Below are 21,583 nucleotides of genomic sequence, written 5' to 3'. Positions count from 1 at the left end.
ACAGTATGAAACAGCAGTAAACAAAAATGCCAATGGGCGTGCCAAAGCACCGCAGAACTTGACAATGCAAAGGGGGGTTAGGCCACAATAGGCTTCGCCAATGCAACTCTGCAAGGAACCACCATATGTTCCAGTCCAGCAGCATGCTAGCCACGGCGCCGTCCGACTATGTGGCGCCGCCTTTTCACGGCCCTCCGCACGCTATCGAAGCATTGCAGGCGGGACTGCTAGCCCGCCCTGCCCACATCGAGCCGAAGTATTTATACGACGCACTGGGATCCAGTCTGTTCAGCGCGATCACGCAGTTGCCCGAGTATTACCCCACTCGATGCGAAGCTGAGATATTGCGAGATCATGCCGCAGGCATCGCTCGGCACGTAGGCAAAGTCAAAACATTGATTGACTTGGGCGCAGGCGACTGCATCAAGGCGGAAAAGCTGTTTCCGTCACTGCGTCCTGAAATGTATGTCCCGATTGATATCTCGGTCGAGTATCTTCATAGCGCCGTACAACGTTTAAAAAACACGTACCGCGATCTGAAAATCGCTCCGATTGGTGAAGATTTTCATCATGATCTGAGGCTCCCCGATACCATTCCACAATCGGGTCGATTGTTTTTCTATCCTGGCTCCAGCATCGGGAATCTGGACCCCGATCACGCGCTGGCACTGCTGACCCGCATCCGGACATACTGTGACGAGGGTGGCCTGCTGATAGGCGTAGACCGCGTCAAATCGCGTGACATCCTGGAGCCTGCCTACGACGACGCGCTGCATCTGACCGCCGCGTTCAATCTGAATCTATTGCGTCACGTGAATCAACGGCTTGGCAGTGATTTTGATGTACAGCACTGGCAACACGTCGCGCATTACGACGAAGCCCATTCTCGAATTCAAATGCACCTGCAAGCCCAAACCGACGTGACTATTCAGTGGCCCCATGGACATCGAGCGTTTTGCAAAGGCGAACGCATCCATACCGAGAACTCGTACAAATACACGCCAGAGGGTTTTCGCAATCTCCTGACGCGAGCTGGCTTTTCGTACGTCGAACACTGGTCGGATGCGTGCGGATGGTTTTCCGTATTCAGCGCACGCGCCTGACCCTAGGCATGCCACTTGCGACAGAACAGGAACCCTTCCTTTCATGGATCCCGCCTGCCTGCTGACCCATCCGATGACGCGCCAAGACTCCCCACGCGCGCTGGCCGCTCGCTATGAGCAGATACGCCAGCAGACCCGCCTGCTCGCCGAACCACTCAGCCCCGAAGACTGCCAGATACAGTCCATGCCTGATTGCAGCCCCGTCAAATGGCATCTGGCACACACGACGTGGTTTTTTGAAACCTTCATCCTGAGCCGTTTCCAACCTGACCGGCCGGCCTTTCACCCCCAGTACCGGATGCTGTTCAATTCGTACTACAACGCGATCGGCGCCCGGCATCCGCGCCCCCAGCGCGGACTGCTGTCCCGCCCACCGTTGGACGATATCTGGCGTTATCGCAATGTCGTCGATGAGGCGATGCGCCGCCTGCTCATTCGCATGGCCGGCACCGATCCTGTCTTTGATCAATTAGTGGAACTGGGCCTGAATCATGAACAGCAGCATCAGGAATTGATCCTGACCGATATCAAGCACGCGCTATCGTTGAATCCGCTGCAGCCTGCGTACATGCCGCAAAACGACACTGCTGCCGCCACGAGCGCGGCGCCAGGCTGGGTGCGCTACGAAGGCGGCCGCACACGGATCGGCCACCAATCCGCAGGATTCGCCTTTGACAACGAAAGTCCTGCCCATGACGTCCTATTATTGCCCTTCTACCTGGCTGATCGCCTCGTCACACAAGGCGAATATCTGGAATTCATTCGTGACGGAGGATATCGACGTCCCGATCTCTGGTTGTCGTTAGGCTGGGATCGAGTCTGCGCCGAACAATGGCGCGCGCCGTTGTACTGGGAAGGGCAAAAGGACAATTGGCAGATTTATACGCTGCACGGCCTGCGCCCCCTGGAGCCTCAGGCGCCCGTCGCGCACGTCAGTTATTTCGAAGCCGACGCCTATGCACGCTGGGCGCGCGTGCGATTGCCGCGCGAGGCGGAATGGGAACATGCGGCGCAGCAAATGCCCGGCGATCACAACCAGGCCGCCAATCTGCTGGAAAGCGGACATCTGCGTCCCATCGCTGCGTCCGCTGCCCCTGCGGGCGGCAATCCCGCACAGCTATTCGGCGACGTCTGGGAATGGACCTGCAGCGCCTACGATGCCTATCCTGGCTATGCACCCCCCGCCGGCGCCGTTGGCGAATACAACGGCAAATTCATGTGCAATCAATATGTGCTGCGCGGCGGATCTTGTGTAACGCCGGCCAGCCATATCCGGCCGACGTATCGGAACTTCTTTCCGCCCGAGGCACGTTGGCAATTCTCAGGGATACGGCTGGCGCGGGATGTGTAGGCAAAGCGCCTGCCTACATCACCCGATCAACAGTTGCCCTTTTTAGCCTGGCCCGGCGGGCAGAACCCACCACCGCCGCCACCGCCCACACCTTGCGGGTCCACGATCACGGCGCCGTCCGGTGTGTAGACCGCACAACCGCCCAAGAGGCCGGCAAGTACGGCCAAGGTACAGAGGAGTTTCATCAACCTATTTCCGAAAATTTGAGGCGACGCAAGTGTATTGCCAAATAAGGAAACCAGGCGGGCCACTTTGTAACGACCTTTACTAGAGGAATCTTTTTTCTTTTAGGCCATGTCGATTTGCATACGTAAAAATTTTCGTGCTAGAATTTTGTTCTTGCTTAGCACGACGCTTCGCAAGACTGCAGCAGAGGCCCAGCCGACATCATTGGCCACCTCGGATGCAAAGGCGCATTAGCTCAGCCGGTTAGAGCGACGGAATCATAATCCGCAGGTCCCCTGTTCGAATCAGGGATGCGCCACCAAAGAATACCAAGGCCCACAAGCGATTGTGGGCCTTTTGTTTTGCTTTACGCTGTCACGAAGCAGACTCCTTTAACAGGATAAAGTGCTCAATCAGCCGGATCATCAGAGTCTTCTGGTCCGGCAGGCTTTCGGCCACCAACAATGCCAGCGCTACCAGGGTATTGTCATTGATTAATTGCTCCACAGACCGAGCCAGCAAATGCCGGTTACGACGCAGGTACCAAAGAAACAAGAAAGAACCACAGCGCTTATTGCCGTCGGCTAGAGCATGATTCTTGATCAGAAAATACAATAGATGCGCCGCGCGACTAGCCACGTTGGGGTAAAACAACTCCCCGTCAAACCCCTGTTCAATTGTTGCCAAGGCAGATGCCAGGCCATTGCCACGCACCAGTCCAAACAGTTCGGTCGCTTCGCCTTTAGCGATCAAGGTTTGCTTTAATTCGGCAATGGCGGGCAAGGCCTCGCTCAGATCCAGCGGGTGCATGTCCGACTGATTGAGGGCGATTTCCCCAAGCGCTTGCTCGTCGTAGCCCTGTAACAAACTCCAGGAGCGCGCATAGTCGCTAATGACTCTGGCCACCGCCTCACCCTCAGCGGACATCAACCCTTGACTACTAAGCGTACGGCTGAGCAAGTTAACCGCCTGCTCAAACTCAATGCCACGCTCGGCCAAGCGGCGCTGATTCAGGCTATAGCCCTGTATCAAATGGCTCTGGAGCACACGGGTGGCCCACTGTCGGAACTGCACACCGCGCTGGGACTTCACTCGGTAGCCTACAGAGATGATGACATCAAGGTTGAAATAATCGACCTGGTAAGTTTTGCCATCAGACGCAGTTGTTGCATTTTTTGCAACAACTGAACCCCTCTCAAGTTCTCCCTCTTTGAACACATTACGGATGTGGCGTGAGACTACTGATTTATCACGATCAAATAAAGCAGCCATCTGATCAAGACTAAGCCAGGCTGTGTCTTGGTCTACAGTGACTTCCAACTGTGCATTGCCATCCCCGCTGACAAAAATCTGGATCTGTTGTTCAGTCATTTATAGCCCCATAGGCCTATTCGCTTGTAAGTCGTTTTTAACCTTTCTAGAGTTCGCCTCGCGCAAACTGATGACTCAACGCCCATCGTCACGATCAACATATATTGCGCAACACAAGCGCGCGCCGATGTAACCCAAGGCGATCATACTGGCGCGAGAGTCGGATCGATCCGGAATCGGTAGACGCATTTAGTTTGCATCCCCGAGATACTATCCATGCCAAACCAAATAACTGGTTATTTATCCAGAATAACGTTGGAACCGGACCAATCCTGCAAGGAGGAGCGACGCCCTTTTTCGCCCTGGCATCAGCGCATCTATTTTCTATAGAGCCCCTGCCGTTCTTCAAACAAAATCACAAAACTCTGCGGACGGCTGGCCAGATAATGCACCGCGAATGGTTGGCCCACTGCCGGATAACGCACCTGGTTTCGTGGCGGATAGACGTTGAAGTCCGAGCTATCAAAGTGCGTTGCCATCTTTTGCCCGTCGGCTTTTTGCAGCTCGACGGTATAACGCTCTACAGGCTGGTTGTTATAGATGTTGCTGGTCTCCGCGCTGGAGACGATTACCGCCTGCCCCGGGACGCCATAGTGATAGATCAATGGCGCGGTCAGGCTGGAGCCAAAAATAAGCAAGGCCGGCGTGCCAAATGGGATGAAAAGCATCAACACCACCAGTACGGCAAGCAGCGACTTGCTGGATTGAGGCACGCGCATCAACCTGGCAATCAACAATACAGCGAACACCAGAACGAGAATAAAAACTGGAAACGGCCATACCTCGTCCGTCATCCACACCAGCAACGAAATCAGTGTTTCGGTCATTGCGATGAATCCGTGATAGCCATCACACCGCCTGCATACTCATCAAGGCGCACACACCAGCACTTTCAGCTGGCTGGGAACGATGCGGCATGACAGCGGGCAATTGATGAGGTTTGCCGGACCGATACTGGTCACCCGCGTACTCGGCGTCCCCCTCACGATAACCGTAAATGCGCCCGTGACATGCTGCTGCCGGGACATCACGGTTTGTGAAACGAGCCCCAGGCCAATCCCCGGCGTATCGCCCATCGTCAACGGACGGGCGCTCATCAGGTTATGCCATGGTCCGCCACCGGCCAAGACATTGAACGCGATGGGGATAGTCAACGGCCCCAGCGCAATATTCGGATAGGGAATCGGTGGAATAGGCGTCTTGCAGACATCCGGGAAACCCAGATCCATTCCGCCAAACTGTGCATTTGCAAACATGACGTTTTCCTTTGCGGGAGTTAATCAACCCACCAAAATTTGTTTGCCGTCGGCCTTCACCACCGTCTCACCGTTGATGAGCGTGGTGTTGCCGCTGAGCCGGGCGACGAAATCCGCTGCATAGTCCAGATTGATGGCTTTGACCGTGTCCGTGCCTGCCACGTATCGTGACGATTGGCCCACCGTTTCCGTGACCGACCGGTAATACGACTCTCGTTGGTCGCCGCTATATTTCGATGCCGTCGCCACGACGTTGAGCTCAGCACTGGCCAGCATGTAGTAATGGCTTTTGACTGCCCAGCTTTTCGCATCCACGGTCCCAGCACCGGCAGCCAGGCTGAAGGCTTCCGTATTCATCGCGAGACGGCGCCCCCCCTGCAACGACAGCTCGTCGGCGGATACGGTCAGTGCGCCATCTACCTGCAAGGTCGTGTTGCCGGCCACACGTTGTTCCAATACGGCAATGATATACAGCCCGCCTGCGGCGTCTCCCGATACCAGGACTTTGTCGCCCGGCTCGGGCAACAACAGGCAACTCGCCGCGCGCTTGACCTCGTACTGACGTCCGTGTTCACGATTGCTGACCGTGAAATGGGCACGGTCATGCGCCTCTACCAGAAACGCGCTATGAACATGCGTATCGCCATTGAGCGTATTCGCCCTCTTTTGCAGTAGCGGCTGCAACGGATCCGGCCGCCCCACCTGATTGCCCGCCTCGCTATCGAGACCAATCTGCACGTCGCTATCCGATTGACGATGATTCATCACAATTTCACCCATTGTTCAGCACGCAATAATTCGTGATCCGGCGGGAGAATGCCTTGCTTGGACCCATAACGAGTTCCGTCGTCGATCACCGCATGATGTTTGCTGCGCATGAAACGCCCGCCACGAAAATCAGCATGACTGATATTGGCGTACGAGAAATCCGTGAATTCCATGCTGCAATCGGAAAAATCCGCATACTGCAGATTGCAGCGATTGAGCGCTGTCATCGTCATATTGGCACCACGGAATACGGCACGTTCGCCGTTGGTGCCGGACAGATTAGCGCACTCTAGCTGCGCACCTGCAAAAACCGCGTGAGCAGCATTGGCGTCGATCATTAAGGCCTGGCGCATATCTGCATGATCGAATCGGCACTCCTGTAAACCACATCCCTTGAAGCAAGCCTGAACTAAGTTCGCGTGCGAAAAATCGCTGCCCGACATGTCGCTGTCCGTAAACTGGCTTTGGGTCAACTGTACGCCTTGAAAACTATAGTTCTTCGCCGTGCATTCCAGTGCAATCAGATTCGTGAAGGCGGCATTTTCCAAGGTCAGATACGTGAAATCAAAGTCCGTCAGAACGAGATGCGTAAAGGTCGACTCCTTGAACCGCAGGCTTACCTGCCTGCTGCCGGTCACGACCAACTTTTCGATCCGCGAGGCCTCTATGTTCAAATCCAGCATGGGCGAATTGGCCAGCGTCCCCTCGAGGTACTGACACTCAGTGAATACGCAGGCATCAAACGCGCACTCGACAAATTGATGCGCTTTAAAAATCGTTCTCTCAAAAATGCAGTTCACAAATCTGCAGCTCGTAAATACGCAATCCCTGAGCGTTGTTTCCGACCAGCGGATACCGGCGAACACGACGGTGTCCACATGGCATGACCACCAGTCCATCCCGATAAATCTGTTGTGCTCAAAAATGCATTTCCGGATTTCCGCGCCGTGCCATTCGCCCCCTTGCCAATGCAGGTCTTTCCATAGCAAACCCTCGATGGATTCCCCATCGTTCACTTTAGATAGAAACTGCTGCTGTACTACTGCTTGCTCCATGATTTATTTACGCAACGGATAAATGTTGGATCGTTCCATCAACATATCGCGCTGAACTGTGCCTGAATCGGCCTTGATCATGGCCAGCTCGGCACTGAAAAAAGACACGTGCTGCATCCGCGCAGCACGCAAATCGGCGGACTTCATTTGCGCCTCGCTAAAATCCGAATTGCTAATGTGTGCGCCAGACAAATCCGTTCGGATAAACAGGCTCTGTTTAAAGAAACTATCCGCCAGACTGACGTCATGCATCCTCGTCTCTGAGAAATCGCATGTACTCAGATCACTGGCCATGACCTTTCCTCGGGTGAGATCGAGTTTCCTGAAGCTCGATGCCGAAATAATCGAGTGGGAAATTTCCAGCTCGTCGATCGTGGTCGAGGGGGCAATATAGAGTTTGGATGCATTGCTTTCGATCATGTGAAACGCCCGCAACTTCTGCATCTCGACGAATGTCATCGAATCGATATGGCAAGCCTCCATGCGCAGCCCGTCGATCGATCCTTTGAGAAAGGTGTGCCTCAAAAAATGGCAATGCTCAAAAGCGACACGCTCCAATCTGCCACGCACGACGGGGAAATTGACAAAGCGGCAGTGCTCAAAACGGCAGTCTTTCAGCCTGATCCTGAAATGCATCCACTCCTGCAGATCCGACCGAACAAAGCGGCAGCCCTCAAACCTCGCTTTGTCCGATTGCACACCAGACAGTCGGCAATCGATAAACTGGCACTCATTAAAGTGCGCCCGGTTCCAGTCTACCGATGAAAAATCGCATCCCGTAAAAACGACGCGATCAAAATCACAGCACGCCATCTTCGCTTTGCTGAAATCACAATCAGAGATTCGGCTATCACTGATGACCAAGCCGCTCACGTCCCAGCCCGAGTAGGAGGCGCTGGTTGCGATAAATTCGTGCAACCCGTAGCCATCAAAACCCGCAGGCAGCGGCTCCGTATTGCGCTGATTCAACCCAAAAATACGATACAAGTTCCTCGGATTACCGGAATAATCGCGCTTTCCGGTCCGTGCGCCGGGCGCTCTTGCCACGGTGTCCTCGAACTGTTCGAGTTGCTGTTGCCGTAACTGTTGCAATTGAATATGCGCGGCGCCAGTGGTCGTGGCCTGCGCACCCCCGACGGCTTCAACTTGCTTCCGGGCCTCTTCCCTGAGGGACACCAATAGTGCTTCTTGCTGCTCCTTCAGAAAGCGCTGGTGCGCGTCGGTCATCGATTGAGGCACTTCATCGGAGGTGGGCTTGGGCTTTTGACGCCCCTTGCGGAACCGCTCCTTGGCGGCCTTGAGCGTCATGGTTTCCCGCTGCCGAGTGAGCATCTCTTCAATGATGTCGTCCTGCGCGATTTTTCCGTTTTGGCTTTTTCTCAGCCACGCGAGCTCTGACTCGACCTCTAGAACCGCTGCGGATTTCTCTGATTTGGGTACGTACTGCAGAACGTTGTTCGTCAGCTCTTTCTCCAGTTTCCTGAGCTTGTTGTGCAGCAGCGGAGAAAGCTCCACCTCGTCCAGCGAGGTCGCACGAATCCAACGGGCATCAACGAGTTGCTTATCCAGCAGCGCATGAAACCCTCCCTCTTGAGGATGAGTGCGCTTGCGGAAAATGTCCTCGTAGTACATCAATGTCTTGGGCGAGTCGCAGTGCTCCACCGCATACACAATATGGCTAATGTCACTGGCGTCATCCTCACTGATCTCCACAACGCCCTGATACACCAGTATCGCTTTTTCAAGGTGCGGGTAGGCCCAATAGGTCCTGAGACTCATCGGAACATCTTTCAGAAAGTCATTTTTTGCGGTATCTGCCTCTCGCTTGATCAACGCTTTAACAGCCAGCGGTGGAACAGCCGTGACCAGCCTGTCCTTTTCCGGATGCATATGGATGAACGTAATCTCGTCTCCGACCTCCAGACGATTCAGCCGTTGCCCATCCGGGCTTTGATTGAAATAGCTCCAATCGATATCGCGGGCAAATCCCGGAAACTCCTGAATCCGCCACTGCTCGTCATAGGTCCCCAGCAGCCTATTCCTGTCCGGTGACTCGATGGCAATCGCTGAATATCCCGCCGGGCGACAGTGCTGGCCTTCGCGAATAATGGGATTGGCGGGCTCTTCGATATTCGGCAGAAATCGGGCACGCAGGCCATTGACGTCCGTTTCCTGAAAACCCTTTCCCAGAGGGTTTTGTTCAAAACCTGCACCGCCGTAGGCATTGCGCCAATTAATCGGGATTTTCCTGAAAGGAAGCGCTCGACTGGGTTTGCCATCCGACCAATAGCGATCCCCCGTCACCCATAAATCCTTTCTGACATTGTTGACGGTCACCGATACCGCCGTCCGTCCGTTGACAGCGTACTCTCCAAAACCGTAGGCATTCAGAATAATTTCCGGAGTGCGCTTCGGGATACCAAAATCCAGCGCTTCCGCACCGAAATTCAGTACAGACTCTTCATTAAAGACGCCCCATAACCGTTGTTCAGTCTCCAGGTAGAACTCCGAGGAAAATTCCACCATCACATAGCCAGTTATGGCCAGATAATCGTTGTTCAAATACCTGTAGGGTCGAGTCAGACAAGACAGACGATTGGGTTTAATGACTTTCATTAATCGGCGAATACTCAGACGATCAGAAAAAGCGCCTTGAACACCGTCTTGAGTGCCCCGAACTCATGTTCCTGGGAAAAGCCTTTGACACCAATAAAACCGCAATCGATCTTCAGCGCTCCGAGGTCGGTTTTCTTTGCGTAATACGTGTTCTGTGAAATGCTGGCCTGATGGCGAAACCCCGTGACGGATTGATGAAATCCCCGGAATTGGAAAATCTCGACGAACGCTTCCCCCTTCCATATACCGTAGGTGAAGTGTTTCTTGTGGGTTTCTTTGACCGTTGGCGCATCCATCACGATCTTGTCCGACGACAAGGTGATGCTGGTAGGCGCCTTCAGCGTCATATCGTCACCCGTCATATTGATCGAATGCGCTGCACTACCCCGTTGAATATCCAGCGGCCCGGCATCCGAGAACAGCTTCATGCTGGTGGCCGTCGTGAACTCGCCCTTGCCGCCGGTGGCATCTAGGTAAACGTCCGTAGGCGCTTTCAGGGTGGCGTTGTCGCCGGCGAATTCCAACTGATGATCCGGTCCGCCCTTTTGCAGCCAGACACTATTGTCGCCAGTCGATTTGACGCGTATATAGTTATCCGCCTCGAATACGCCATAGCCGCTGTCCGCTTTAATGTGGACATGACCCGAGGTCGACGTCATGTCGATGTCCGATGTCGTCGTGTTCTTGTATTTGTGCTTGAAGATTTCCTCTCGATCACCACCGGTGACCGTCAGCTTGTCGTATCCCTCGATGGTCGTATCCCGATAGGACTTGACCAGGTTCTTCTGGTATCCGACAACCGTATTGTCCTCATAATCACCGATCGTGGTGGTACGCGATTCCCCCACATCACGCGTCTCCAGGCCCTCGACGACCACGTGCAGATCTTTTTCCGAGTGCAGTCGCACGTACTCGCCGCCCAGCTTGTTTTCAATATAAAAATAGCTTTCGTTGGCAGGCGTGCCATGGTGGGAACGGCTGCTGAATCCCACAATAGTCGGTGACGGGGTGAATCCGCCCGCCGGCATCTGGCGATCGTTATAGACGCGCCCCGTCACCAAGGGGCGGTCGGGATTGCCGCCGATAAAATCCACCACGACTTCCTGGCCAACCCGCGGCGTGCTGACCGCCCCATAGCCATTGCCCGCCGAATCATTCGAGACGCGCACCCAGCACGAGCTGTTCTCATCGGGCTGGTTATACCGGTCCCAGCGAAAATGCAGCTTCACGCGCTGGTATTCGTCGGTATAAACCTCTGCTCCCGATGGGCCCGTCACGACCGCCGTCTGCGGGCCAGTGGTTTTGGGAATGGGCGTGATCACGGGCGCCCGGAACGGCAAGCTCGTCGGCTGAACCGTAAAGTCGAATCGATATTCACCGTCATCGCTGCCAGAGTGATAGCCCGCCTCGGTCAGAAAATACTCGACCGAGACAATGAGATATTCCTTGATATCCACCTTGCGCGGGCTGCGCCGCAACTGGAACGTATAGCCGGGAGCCAGCCCGCGCACATTGGCGCTGCCGCTGCTGCGCTCACTGGCCGAGCGCGTTTCCTCGAGCCGAATCTTGACGTAATGCTCGCCGTCCTGAATATCGGCGTAGCCGCCCTGCCATTCATAGATCTCGCGATTGGCCTGCGCTACGGGATAAGCCTCTTTGAGACGGCTATGCAGGTTCAAACTGGATTTCTTGAAGTTATAGTCATTAACGACGTATTCCACGCCGCGCAACTCTTCGCCGCTGCTCCAGGCATGAATCGTCTGCTCGCTGGCCAGGACATTCCTGTCCCGCGGAAAATAATCCAAAGCAGGATAATCCGGCAAAGGCTTGTGCTCGCCAATATCGTCGGTCAGCACCAGGATATGCTGATTTTTTTCGTGCTTGAAATAATAGTAAATCCCTTCGTGTTCCATCAGCCGGCTGACGAAATCGAAATCGCTTTCTTCGTATTGGACGCAATATTCGCGGGTCCGATAGCTGCCCTGCAGCTGTTTCTCATAAACGTAGCCCGCATATGAACCGAGCACCTCGTCCAGTATCTCGACGACGCTTTTGTTCTGATAGATCTTGCAGTCGCGGTTGCGCGTCAAATACCACAGCCAAGGGCTGACAGTGGCGCGATAGCGTGCCAGGCGCCGACCGCCCGATTCCTGTCCCACATAAGCAAACCGGACCACGTCGCCGCTCAGATAACGCTTTGCGCCACCCTCGGTCTCTATTTCCAGCGTCAGCGGCTTGCCCAATACTGAGGTGCCGCTGATGGCCGTTGTCTTCGCGACGAGCTCTACTTCAAACTCATACAGTTCGGACAGCGCTTCCCGTCCATGCATGCATTTGAATTCCAGCACCGCGCCCAGGGCGGTCTCTGCAACAACGACTCTATTCATGACCCTAACTCGATCCAGGTGTTAGATGAGTGCGGATAACCCTGATCCGACTATGACATTTTCGGGACCATGCTAGATTTTCGAGATGCCAGCCATATGACAGTTAACAAAGATTACATTTGAAGCATCTCTGTAGAAAATACTCATCCGACGCCCAACGGCGCCGGCCGTCAGTGAGCTGACGCGGCTGAAGCGGCCCCGCCGGCCCGCATTGCCGATGCAGTTCCGGCGGCCCTTGTGGGCAAAAACTGTATCCCGGTTCGTTTGACCAATTCGTCGTAAGTAATCGGTGGGCCTGCCTTGGTATTGGCGCTATTGGCCTGCCAATATGCCCAGGACCGCCCTGTCGTCGCGTCGTAGACGAGTTTGTAGAGATAGCCAGGCACCGCGACCCCGGCGCCGATGGCTTTGGGATTTTCGGTGTAAACGGGCCCGGTAAACAGATAAACGTCGCCCGGCGCCCTCATCACATATTTTCTCGTATCCTGCTCAATACGGCTCCAAGGACCGGCATTATGCGTCTGGTCCTGCGGCACCATATTGGCCAACGAGAAACTCTGCGCCATGGTCTGCGAGCTATACATATCCGCAGCAGGCGCCATATGGCCACGCGAATAACCCGAACCCTTGTAGTCGTCCAGATCCGCTCGCTCGGCCTGAGGCAAACGCGCTTCGCTATAGAACTTATCGGTCCGTTGCAATCCTTGCGCCTGTGTCAACAACTGGCGATTCAAGCGCTCGGCCACAAAAACCGGGGTTTTGGTCTGGCCACTATGCAGGATGGCAAATCCGGAAAAACACAGTTCCCGCAAGCCTTGTGTTGCCGGAACGATGGGCGGATGCTGGCTGGGGAAAAACTGCGGGCACGCGAAAAACTGAGTTTGAACCGACGGGCCGCTCAGTTTGACGGCGGGCGCGCTCTGGGCGGATGTCCCGTGCCCGACGCCCTGAGTCAGTCGCTCCCATGGCCAGCCCAAATGAGCCAGAATTTCCTTTGCCGATGCGGGTAGCTGCCATTGACTCGGCAACCGCCACTGAGACGGCATGTCCCATTGCGGATTCAGGAAATACGTGCCGGCACTGAAACCGGCTATCCCGGCAACGACGAACGCCCGCGTAAATCGCATCAGGCGATTGGCGGGTCTGGATTGACTCTTGGAAGTTGAACGTTTCTTTTTCGGGGCTGATTTCTTGGGGCGGGTCATACTGCTTTATGAGGCGGCGGGCCGGCGCGTCTCTATCGCCTGCACAGCGCCCTATTGTAGATGACGTATGATTCGGCCCGTACCAGCAAAAAAGGAATAATACGCATGCGTACCGTATTCATATTGATCGGGATAGCCGTGGTCGCTTTCTTTCTGGTCAAAGGCATCAAGGCCTATTTTGCCGAACGCAACGGCAACCGTTTCAAATAATCGGAGAAGAGCCTCATGGCAACCAAGCAGCAAATGGAAAACGTCGCACAGCAGGCGCGCGGGGCAGTGAAATGGGGATTCCTGGGCATCGTGATCTTTGCGATCATCTTGATGCTCGTTTTCGGATCGTGGTTCCAGGTGGATCAAGGCGATCGTGGTGTGGTTTTGCGCAACGGCAAAATCGTGGCGGTGGCCGAGCCCGGCCTGGGTTTCAAAATACCGGTCATCGATGCGGTGCATCCGATTTCCGTGCGAGATCACACCATTACTTTTGGCGGCCAGCATTCGGCGCCGCTGGAAGCCTACAGCTATGACCAGCAACCGGCCACGCTGCGCGTGTCGATCACCTATCAGGTGCCGCCCGCCAAGGTCGCTGAACTGTATTCCGAATATCAAACCCTCGAAAACGTGGAACAGCGCGTGATCGAGCGCCGCACCTTCGACGTGATCAAGAACGTCTTCGGTAAATACACCGCGGCCAGCGCGATTCAACAGCGCGAGAAAATGGGCATGGATGCCAACACTGCCATGCGTGCGGCGCTGCAGGACGTGCCCATCAACGTCGTGAGCGTACAAATCGAAGAAGTCGGCTTCTCAAAGGCCTACGAAGACAGTATCGAAAAACGCATGCTGGCCCAGGTGCAGATCGAAACGACCCGCCAGCAAAAGCAGACCGCGGAAATTCAGGCAGAAATCCAGGTCGTTCAGGCAGAGGCTGCCGCCCGCGCCCGCGTGGCCTCCTACAAAGCCGAGGCCGACGGGATCAAGCTGCGCGGCGATGCCGAAGCAGCCGCGATCGAGGCCAAGGCCCGCGCATTGGCCACCAACACCAATCTCGTGAACTTGAACGCGGTCGAGAAATGGGACGGCAAGCTTCCGGAAACGCAAGTGCCAGGATCTGCCCTGCCGTTCATCGGGATCAAGTAACCGCTATATCGCAGGCCACCGCTGACGTTTCCCCCCACGTCAGCGTCTGGATTCTGGGGCGCATGGCACGTAAACTTGCGAAGTATGACGACTCGGCTGGACCTCTACTCGCTGCAGGTCTTCTTGGCAGTACTCGAAGAAGGCAGCATCGCTGCTGCCGCAGTGCGCGAACACATCGCCCCCTCGGCACTGTCAAAGCGCCTGTCTGAACTGGAACGCACGCTCGACGTCATCCTCTTCCAACGCCATGCGCGCGGTGTCGAACCTACCAGCGCCGCTCGCGCCCTTGCTCGGCGTGCCCGTGCATTGCTGCATCAAACACAAGACCTGGCTGCAGAGATACAGGATTATTCCACCGGCCTGCGCGGCCGTGTCCGGGTGGCGGCCAACCTATCGTCAATCGCACAGTTTCTGCCTATGGAGCTGCGGCGCTTCATGGACCAGCATCCGCATGTGCAGATAGACCTGGAAGAATCCATCAGCTCGGGCGTCACCCGAGCGGTCGCCGACAATGCCGCCGACATAGGCGTGTATACACAATCCGACGATGAAGAGGGCCTGGACATTTATCCCTATCATCGCGATGTGATGGCTGTGGTGGTCCCGCGCAGCCACGTGTTGGCACGTCGCAAGTCCGTTGCTTTTGCGGAAACCCTGGACTTCGACCACGTCGGCATGCACCGAGGCAGCGCCGCAAACTACCTATTTACCCGGGAAGCCGCGGCGATCAATCGAACGTTACGCTTACGTTTCCAGGTCACCTCCTACGATGCCCTGGTTGCCATGGTACGAGCGAATCTGGGACTGGGCATCGTGCCCGTAAAGGCCTTGTCCATCCACGCGGCTGAGGACCTGCGCATCATTCCGCTCAAAGACGGCTGGGCCCAGCGCCAGTTGAAACTGTGCGTGCGCAGCAACGAAACACTGTCAGGCGCGGCAAAGCTACTGCTGGACCACCTGATATTGCAGGCGGCTTCCCAAGTGGATTGAGAGCGAAAAACTCGGCGCCAGCTCCGTACGGCCGGAGAATCCAGGCGGGCAATCGACTTTATCGCCCGTCGCTTTGACTTTTTGTATAAGCAGCAGTGAATGCAGTCGCAGCTCAGGGGGTGACGAGGCTGGACAGCCACTCGCGAAACGCGCGCAGCGCCCCGGACGATGGCTTACCGGTGGGCCACGCGAAGTAATAGGTATAGTCCTCGCGATCCAACACCAGGCCGAGCGGGGCTTCCAGGGTATGGTCGGCCAGTTCTTTTTCAATCAGCGCTTTCTGTGCAATGGCGACGCCATGCCCTTCTATGGCGGCCTGATAGGCGAGCAAGGATGTCCCGTACTTCATGCCCTGCGCTGGGTTGACGTTGCGTAGGCCGGCAGCCTGCAACCACGTGGCCCAGTCATCGGGGCGGGCCATGGAATGCAGCAACGTCTGCGTCGCCAGCTGCTTCTTGTTCGTCAAACGCATGGCGGGCGCCGCTACGGGAATAAGCTCGTTGCGCACCAGCCGCAACGTACGCATCCCCGGCCAACGCCCCTCGCCCAACTGTATGCCGGCGTCGATGTCTTCGCGCTGAAAATCCAGAGGAGCGAACGACGTCATGACCTGGACGTCGATGTTCTTGTGCAGTTGATGAAAACTTGCCAGGCGCGGAATCAGCCACCGCACGGCGAATGTGGCGGGCGACCGTATCCGCAAGGTGTTGCGGCCCTGGGCGCTGCCAGTAATAGCCAGTGTGGCTTCCCGCAGGGCGGCGAATAGCGGTATCAAATCAGACAGATAACGCGCGCCCGCGGGAGTGAGTTCGAGCCCGCCACGTATGCGAACGAACAAGGGTGTCCCGAGAAAGCTTTCCAGAGCGTGTACCTGCCTGCTGACCGCCGCAGGTGTCACGCAGAGTTCGTCGGCTGCCTTGGAAATACTAAGCAGCCGTCCCGTGGCCTCAAAGGCCCGGGCGGGATTCAGGGGAGGAAGTAAGTCGCGACGAGCCATGTGTAAAGGGTCTTACGCTAATGACGCATCGCTACTATAACGCTGTAGTACGCCAACCCACTCAAGTATCCAGGCCACCCATTCCAGGCTCTGAAGCAGCAGCGGGTCCATTTTTGCTGCATCAGCCATCGCGTTTGGCGATGGCCCGTCGAATATTCACGAATTGTCGCATCAGCGCTGATCTCCGAACATAAAAACCGACATCAGCACGCCGGGCTCGACGCTGCGAGCCTGGCCATCAGGAGACAGACATCGTGACGCTTCCCGATCGAGTCGACATCGTGGAGGTAGGCCTGCGCGACGGATTGCAAATCGAATCCGAGTTTGTGCCTACCGAAACGAAAGTCGATATTCTCAACGCCTTGATAGACGCCGGTGTGCGGCATTTTGAGGCCACGTCCTTTGTATCTCCGCGCGCCGTCCCGCAGATGCGCGATGCAGTCGACGTACTCGCAGGGGTGCGCAAAAAACAGGGCGTGGTACTGAGCGCCTTGGCCCCCAACCGCAAAGGCGTCGAGCGTGCGCTGGAATCTCAGGCAGACGAAGTGGTCGTGTTTTTATCGGCCACGGAAAGCCACAACCTGAAGAACCTGAACCGCCCTATCGAGCAATCGCTGCGCGACATCGAAGAGATCGCCGAAGTGCTCAAGGACAAACCTTTGCGACGCAATGGCGCCATCGCCGTCGCCTTTGGCTGTCCATTTGAAGGCGACGTGGACCTGGCTGTAGTCAAGACAATCTTCAATCGCTTCGTAGACCTCGGATTCAACGCGGTAACGCTGGGCGACACCACGGGCATGGCGACACCGAAACTGGTACGACAGACGGTAGAAGCCCTGCGCGCCGAAGCCCCCGACATGAAGATATCCCTGCATTTTCATAACACGCGCGGCATTGGCCTGGTCAATGTCGTCGAAGGCCTGCGCGCAGGCATCACGTCCTATGAGTCCTCATTGGCCGGCCTCGGCGGATGCCCGTTCGCACCCGGCGCCACAGGCAATATCTGTACCGAGGACCTGGTCTATCTGCTGGACGAAATGGGCATAGACAGCGGCATTGACCTGCAGGCGTTGATCCGCATTGCACAGCGCCTGGAAACCGTGGTGGGAAGGCGCCTGCCAGGGCAACTGATGAAGGCGGGCCCCCGTCTCAATTTGCATGATGTGCATGCCGCCACTGCCGCTGTGGGTTAACGTCGAGGAGCTCCGATGAACGATACGACCCGTCTCTCGCCTGCCGCACTGCCGATCTCCGCAATACGTGAAACTGCCGTCAACCTCAACCGTCCGGAATGCGTGCTTTGTACTGCCGCGGGAGATCTTTATGTTTCGGATAAGGCTGGCGGTATTCGACACATCCAGTCCAATGGCGACGCGCGCCTGATCGGTGCCCAGCCTGGCCTGATTCCCAATGGATTTGCGCTGATGCGCGACGGATCTTTTACCGTCGCCAATCTGGCCGATAACGGCGGTGTATGGCGCATTACCCGCAATGGGCAGGCCGCGCCCCATATCCAGGAGATCGATGGCATCGCCCTGCCCAGTGTGAATTTTGTCTGGCTGGATGATGCCGAACGGCTATGGATCTGTGTCAGCACGGTGCGTAAAGGCGATCATCAGTTCCGCCGTGATATTGCCGATGGATTCATCGCGGTACAGGACCAGCAAGGCGTGCGCGTCGTCGCACAGGACATACATTGGACCAATGAATGCCGTACGGATCCCACAGGACAGTACCTCTATGTGAACGAGACTTTTGGCCGCCGCCTGCTGCGCTTTCGCATCGGGGCGCACGGCGCGCTGAGTGAGCGCACCGTCATTACCGAATTTGGCAAAGGCGCCTATCCTGATGGCATGGCGGTAGACGAAGAAGGCCATATCTGGATCATCAGCGTCGTGTCCAACCGAGTCATCCGCGTCAGTCCCGAAGGCAAACAACAACTGATCATCGAAGACCTCGATGCCGCACATATCGACAAGCTGGAAACCGAATACCTGGCGAATCGCCTGAGCCGCCCCCTGGTGTACGACAACCACAGCGTAAAGCTGCAGAACATCACCAGCCTGGCCTTTGGCGGACCTGATAGAAAAACGGCGTATATGGGTTGCATCAACGGCACCTCGTTAGCGATATTCGACGCCCCCGTCGCTGGGCTGAAACCCGTGCACTGGAACTGGTAAAGATCGGCGCAATGTTAATGCGCATCACAAAGGCAATACGTCCGTAGACGACGAGCCCCCAAGGAGGAGACATCATGAAACAGCAACGGCTTACGCAGGCCTGCAGACAAAAAATATTCCTGACTGTATCGGTGGCCGCCGCGCTCGTCGCAGGCACATTAGGTTTCGCAGACGATGTGCAGGCGCGCGAGATGAAGATCGCCACCATCGCCGCATCGAACAGTCCATGGGATCACGCGATGCGTGCCTTTGCTGACGAGGCGGCCAAACAATCACAAGACGACCTCAAGGTGCATGTCTATACCGACGGGCAACTGGGAGATATCAGCAAGATCCTCTCTTCCATGCAATTGGGCACCTTGGACATGGGATATTTTGGTCTGGGCTCGGTGGTCTTTCTACGCGGCGCACAGCCCCTGAACATTCTGTACGCACCTTACTTATTCAAAAGCGGCGAACAAGCCGAACGTATCGTCAACAGCGAAGAATTTCAGAAACTTTTCGACGAGGTCGCCAAAAAGTCCGGCGTACGGGTGTTTGCCGCGTTCGGCATTCGCTCGCCCCGCGCGCTGCAAACCGTCTCACGCGCGATCAACAAACCAGAAGACGTGCAAGGCTTGAAACTGCGCATTCCGTCCATTCCTATCCTGAAGACCACGTTCGAAACGCTGGGCGCCCAGGTTGTACCGTTGGGAATGACAGAAATCTATACCGCCCTGGGCAGAGGCATGATAGACGGGCAGGATAACGGTTTTGATCTGTCCATCCCGCTGCGCTTTCACGAGGAAGCCAAATACTGGGCTGCGACAGACCATGCCTATGAACTCACAGGCTGGTTCATTTCCGAACGCACCTGGCAGGGCCTGAGCGACAAAGAGCGTGCTGCTCTGGTCGCCGCTGCCAAGGCCGGCGGCCAGGTCGCGACGAAACTGGACAAAGAGCTGGACGACAACGCCATCAAGCTGCTGAAAGATGCCGGCGTAACCTATACGCAACCCGACAAAGCCGCGTTCCAGGCCGCGCTGGCGAACGTCTACAAACAATACGAAGGCAAAGATTGGCCCGAAGGCATGGTCGAACGCATTCAGAAAATGCAGGAGTAGCCCATGAGCGTGCCGATACGCGCCACTGCACCATCTTCCGCCGCCCTGCAAACCCCCAGCGGCTGGCGCTCGTGGGTACTGCGCGCGGACCGCGTGATCTGCTGGATCGGCAGATTGAGCGTCGTCCTGACGCTGGCCGTGGTGCTGGTTTCATGTTTTTGCCAGGTGCTGGACCGCTACGCGTTGAAGACTCAATTCGATGCATGGGATCAGATTGCCCGTATCGGCATGCTGTGGTCCGCCTTTGTAGGCGCAGCGATGGCACTGAGGGAACGCCGCAACGTGGTCATCGATATCATCGACCGCCACCTTTCCGAACGCGTGCGTAACGTCCGGGACAAACTTTTTGACGCGCTGTTGCTCGTATTGGCCATCACGCTATTCGTCAAAGGACTGGATGTCGTCGCCGTCGGCCAGTTTCAAGACATCGTCGGTACGCCGTTTACCTATGCCGTGAGCTATGCCTCGCTGACAACGGGCATGGTGTTTTTCATCTTGTTTTTGGTGCTGCGCCTGATCATTCCCCAGGCGCCTGCTCCAGAGGATATCTTTCACACCGAGCCGGCCATGGGCAACACGACCGTATCGCCGGGAGACCCATCATGATCATCGGCTCGGTCATTCTGTTCATCGTGCTGATATTGATGGGCCTGGACATTGGCTTTTCGATGATCACGGCAGCGATGGTAGGGATGCTGTTCAAATCGGGCGGCGGCGTCGACATTGTGCAGGCGCCGCTGACGATGCTCGGTGGCATCGACGAAACGGCCTTGGTAGCCATTCCCCTGTTTATTCTGGCAGGCGAGCTGATGAACCGCGGCGGTGTCACCCTGCGTTTGATCAACTGGTCCATGGCCATGGTGGGCCATCTGCGCGGCAGCCTGTCGCAAGTCTCGTTGACCACTAATCTGGTCATGGCCGGCATCAGCGGCTCGGCCGTTGCCGATGCCAGCGCCATTGGCACAGCGATGATTCCCTCCATGAAACAGGAGGGCTATCGGCGCGGCTATCCCGAAGCGGTCATCGCCTGTGGCGCCATGCTAGGCCCTATCCTGCCGCCTTCCATCCCGATGATTGTGTATGCGGTGCTGGCCAATTTATCGATCATCCGCCTGTTCCTCGCAGGCATCATTCCGGGGTTCATGCTGCTGGCCGGCTATATGGCGATATGCGCATGGCAGGCGCGCCGTCATCACTATCGTTCGCGGCCTAAAGCCAGCTGGCCTGAGCGCGCTCGCGTGACGCGTGCGTCGATCTGGGCGCTGATGATGCCCATATTGATCATTGTGGGGATTCGTTTCGGCCTGTTGACGGACACCGAGGCAGCCGCCTTTGTCGCAGTCTATGCCCTGTTGGTGGGCCTGATGGTCTACCGCGAACTGAAGCCGGGAAATTTGAGCGAAGTGTTTTACTCGGCCGGGCGCACCATGGCAGTGGTGTTGTTTCTGCTGGCGGCGGCAGGCCCTTTCAGCTGGCTGATCAGCGAATCGCGTGTCGCGGCCACGATTGCCAATGCCATTCTCGGAATATCGGATCAACCCTGGGTGATCCTGTTGACGGTGAATGTGTTTCTCATCCTGGTGGGAAAGATCCTGGAACCCCTGCCCGCCATGATCATCACGTTGCCCGCGCTATTGCCGATCGGCGCGCAACTAGGCATGGACCCGATCCAGTACGCGATGATTTTGATCCTGAATCTCATGACCGGCATGCTGACACCGCCCGTCGGCATTCTGCTCTTTGTGACGTCTGCTGTGGGCCGCACGCCTATCGGCCCCATCGTACGCGAGGTCATTCCATTCTTTATCTGGGCGCTGATCGTACTCGCGTTGATCTGCGCCTTTCCTCCACTGACTTTATGGCTACCCAGCCTGGGCGGCTGACACATGCATCCATCTG

At 56.3% G+C, this 21,583-nt stretch carries 19 protein-coding genes and 1 tRNA gene; 10 read left to right on the top strand and 10 right to left on the bottom strand.

The genetic code is table 11. The features are described 5' to 3' along the window. The first annotated feature begins 125 nt into the window (after positions 1-125). Together egtD and egtB are read left to right on the top strand one after the other, a co-directional pair. Positions 126-1,103: an L-histidine N(alpha)-methyltransferase gene (gene egtD / locus ACNA0I_RS21575; RefSeq protein ID WP_415808080.1), complete on the top strand. Its 978-nt coding sequence runs from the start codon at positions 126-128 to the stop codon at positions 1,101-1,103. 43 nt (positions 1,104-1,146) lie between these two features. Next, entirely contained in the window at positions 1,147-2,454 is a 1,308-nt protein-coding gene (egtB, locus tag ACNA0I_RS21570; protein ID WP_415808079.1) for an ergothioneine biosynthesis protein EgtB, read from the top strand. A gap of 26 nt (positions 2,455-2,480) precedes the next feature. Here the strand turns inward: egtB and ACNA0I_RS21565 are convergent, their stop codons facing one another. Then, positions 2,481-2,639: a hypothetical protein gene (locus ACNA0I_RS21565; RefSeq protein ID WP_415808078.1), complete on the bottom strand. Its 159-nt coding sequence runs from the start codon at positions 2,637-2,639 to the stop codon at positions 2,481-2,483. Between the two features lie 225 nt (positions 2,640-2,864). On the opposite strand from ACNA0I_RS21565, the gene ACNA0I_RS21560 reads away from it, so the two are divergent. After that, a tRNA-Met gene (locus ACNA0I_RS21560) sits at positions 2,865-2,941 on the top strand. Between the two features lie 53 nt (positions 2,942-2,994). Here ACNA0I_RS21560 and rhuM read toward each other — a convergent pair. From rhuM to ACNA0I_RS21520, 8 genes are all read right to left on the bottom strand, one after another. Continuing rightward, positions 2,995-3,990: a RhuM family protein gene (rhuM, locus tag ACNA0I_RS21555; RefSeq protein ID WP_415808077.1), complete on the bottom strand. Its 996-nt coding sequence runs from the start codon at positions 3,988-3,990 to the stop codon at positions 2,995-2,997. A 317-nt stretch (positions 3,991-4,307) separates the two neighbouring features. Then, entirely contained in the window at positions 4,308-4,817 is a 510-nt protein-coding gene (locus ACNA0I_RS21550; protein ID WP_415808076.1) for a hypothetical protein, read from the bottom strand. A 42-nt stretch (positions 4,818-4,859) separates the two neighbouring features. Continuing rightward, positions 4,860-5,246 (bottom strand): PAAR-like domain-containing protein, encoded by a 387-nt coding sequence (locus ACNA0I_RS21545; protein ID WP_415808075.1) that lies wholly within the window; start codon positions 5,244-5,246, stop codon positions 4,860-4,862. Positions 5,247-5,270: 24 nt separating this feature from the next. Further along, a complete protein-coding gene (locus tag ACNA0I_RS21540) occupies positions 5,271-6,011 on the bottom strand; it encodes a DUF3540 domain-containing protein (protein WP_415808074.1) in 741 nt (246 codons plus the stop codon). Then, on the bottom strand, positions 6,011-7,069 hold the full coding sequence (locus tag ACNA0I_RS21535) for a pentapeptide repeat-containing protein (RefSeq protein WP_415808073.1): 1,059 nt from the start codon (positions 7,067-7,069) through the stop codon (positions 6,011-6,013). Before ACNA0I_RS21535 ends, ACNA0I_RS21540 begins: the two co-directional genes overlap by 1 nt. A 3-nt stretch (positions 7,070-7,072) precedes the next feature. Continuing rightward, positions 7,073-9,685, bottom strand: coding sequence for a DUF2169 family type VI secretion system accessory protein (locus ACNA0I_RS21530; protein ID WP_415808072.1), 2,613 nt, complete (start codon positions 9,683-9,685; stop codon positions 7,073-7,075). Positions 9,686-9,699: 14 nt separating this feature from the next. Next, complete coding sequence (locus tag ACNA0I_RS21525; RefSeq protein WP_415808071.1) at positions 9,700-12,072, bottom strand: type VI secretion system Vgr family protein; 2,373 nt, start codon at positions 12,070-12,072, stop codon at positions 9,700-9,702. A 170-nt stretch (positions 12,073-12,242) separates the two neighbouring features. Next, on the bottom strand, positions 12,243-13,277 hold the full coding sequence (locus tag ACNA0I_RS21520; protein WP_415808070.1) for a DNA/RNA non-specific endonuclease: 1,035 nt from the start codon (positions 13,275-13,277) through the stop codon (positions 12,243-12,245). Between the two features lie 321 nt (positions 13,278-13,598). Between ACNA0I_RS21520 and ACNA0I_RS21515 the strand changes: the two genes are divergently transcribed. Together ACNA0I_RS21515 and ACNA0I_RS21510 are read left to right on the top strand one after the other, a co-directional pair. Then, positions 13,599-14,414, top strand: coding sequence for a prohibitin family protein (locus ACNA0I_RS21515; protein ID WP_415808108.1), 816 nt, complete (start codon positions 13,599-13,601; stop codon positions 14,412-14,414). A gap of 84 nt (positions 14,415-14,498) precedes the next feature. Further along, positions 14,499-15,404 carry a LysR family transcriptional regulator gene (locus ACNA0I_RS21510; RefSeq protein WP_415808069.1) on the top strand — a complete coding sequence of 302 codons (906 nt, stop codon included), beginning with the start codon at positions 14,499-14,501 and terminating at the stop codon, positions 15,402-15,404. 112 nt (positions 15,405-15,516) lie between these two features. Here the strand turns inward: ACNA0I_RS21510 and ACNA0I_RS21505 are convergent, their stop codons facing one another. Next, positions 15,517-16,401 (bottom strand): LysR substrate-binding domain-containing protein, encoded by an 885-nt coding sequence (locus tag ACNA0I_RS21505; RefSeq protein WP_415808068.1) that lies wholly within the window; start codon positions 16,399-16,401, stop codon positions 15,517-15,519. 254 nt (positions 16,402-16,655) lie between these two features. Between ACNA0I_RS21505 and ACNA0I_RS21500 the strand changes: the two genes are divergently transcribed. The 5 genes from ACNA0I_RS21500 (at position 16,656) to ACNA0I_RS21480 (ending at position 21,567) form a co-directional block, all read left to right on the top strand. After that, the gene (locus ACNA0I_RS21500) at positions 16,656-17,594 is read left to right on the top strand and encodes a hydroxymethylglutaryl-CoA lyase (protein WP_415808067.1); all 939 of its coding nucleotides are present in this window, start codon (positions 16,656-16,658) and stop codon (positions 17,592-17,594) included. 15 nt (positions 17,595-17,609) lie between these two features. Further along, positions 17,610-18,581 (top strand): SMP-30/gluconolactonase/LRE family protein, encoded by a 972-nt coding sequence (locus ACNA0I_RS21495; protein WP_415808066.1) that lies wholly within the window; start codon positions 17,610-17,612, stop codon positions 18,579-18,581. A gap of 74 nt (positions 18,582-18,655) precedes the next feature. Beyond that, positions 18,656-19,684, top strand: coding sequence for a TRAP transporter substrate-binding protein (locus tag ACNA0I_RS21490; protein WP_415808065.1), 1,029 nt, complete (start codon positions 18,656-18,658; stop codon positions 19,682-19,684). A gap of 3 nt (positions 19,685-19,687) precedes the next feature. Continuing rightward, on the top strand, positions 19,688-20,290 hold the full coding sequence (locus ACNA0I_RS21485) for a TRAP transporter small permease (protein WP_415808064.1): 603 nt from the start codon (positions 19,688-19,690) through the stop codon (positions 20,288-20,290). Continuing rightward, entirely contained in the window at positions 20,287-21,567 is a 1,281-nt protein-coding gene (locus ACNA0I_RS21480) for a TRAP transporter large permease (RefSeq protein ID WP_415808063.1), read from the top strand. The genes ACNA0I_RS21485 and ACNA0I_RS21480 overlap by 4 nt, the downstream gene beginning before the upstream one ends. Positions 21,568-21,583: the final 16 nt, after the last annotated feature.

It is taken from the genome of Bordetella muralis (assembly GCF_965139205.1).
In the GTDB taxonomy this organism is placed as follows: domain Bacteria; phylum Pseudomonadota; class Gammaproteobacteria; order Burkholderiales; family Burkholderiaceae_B; genus Bordetella_A; species Bordetella_A muralis.
Note: the sequence above shows the minus strand (reverse complement) of the source record. Positions and strands in the feature narration are given on the sequence as shown.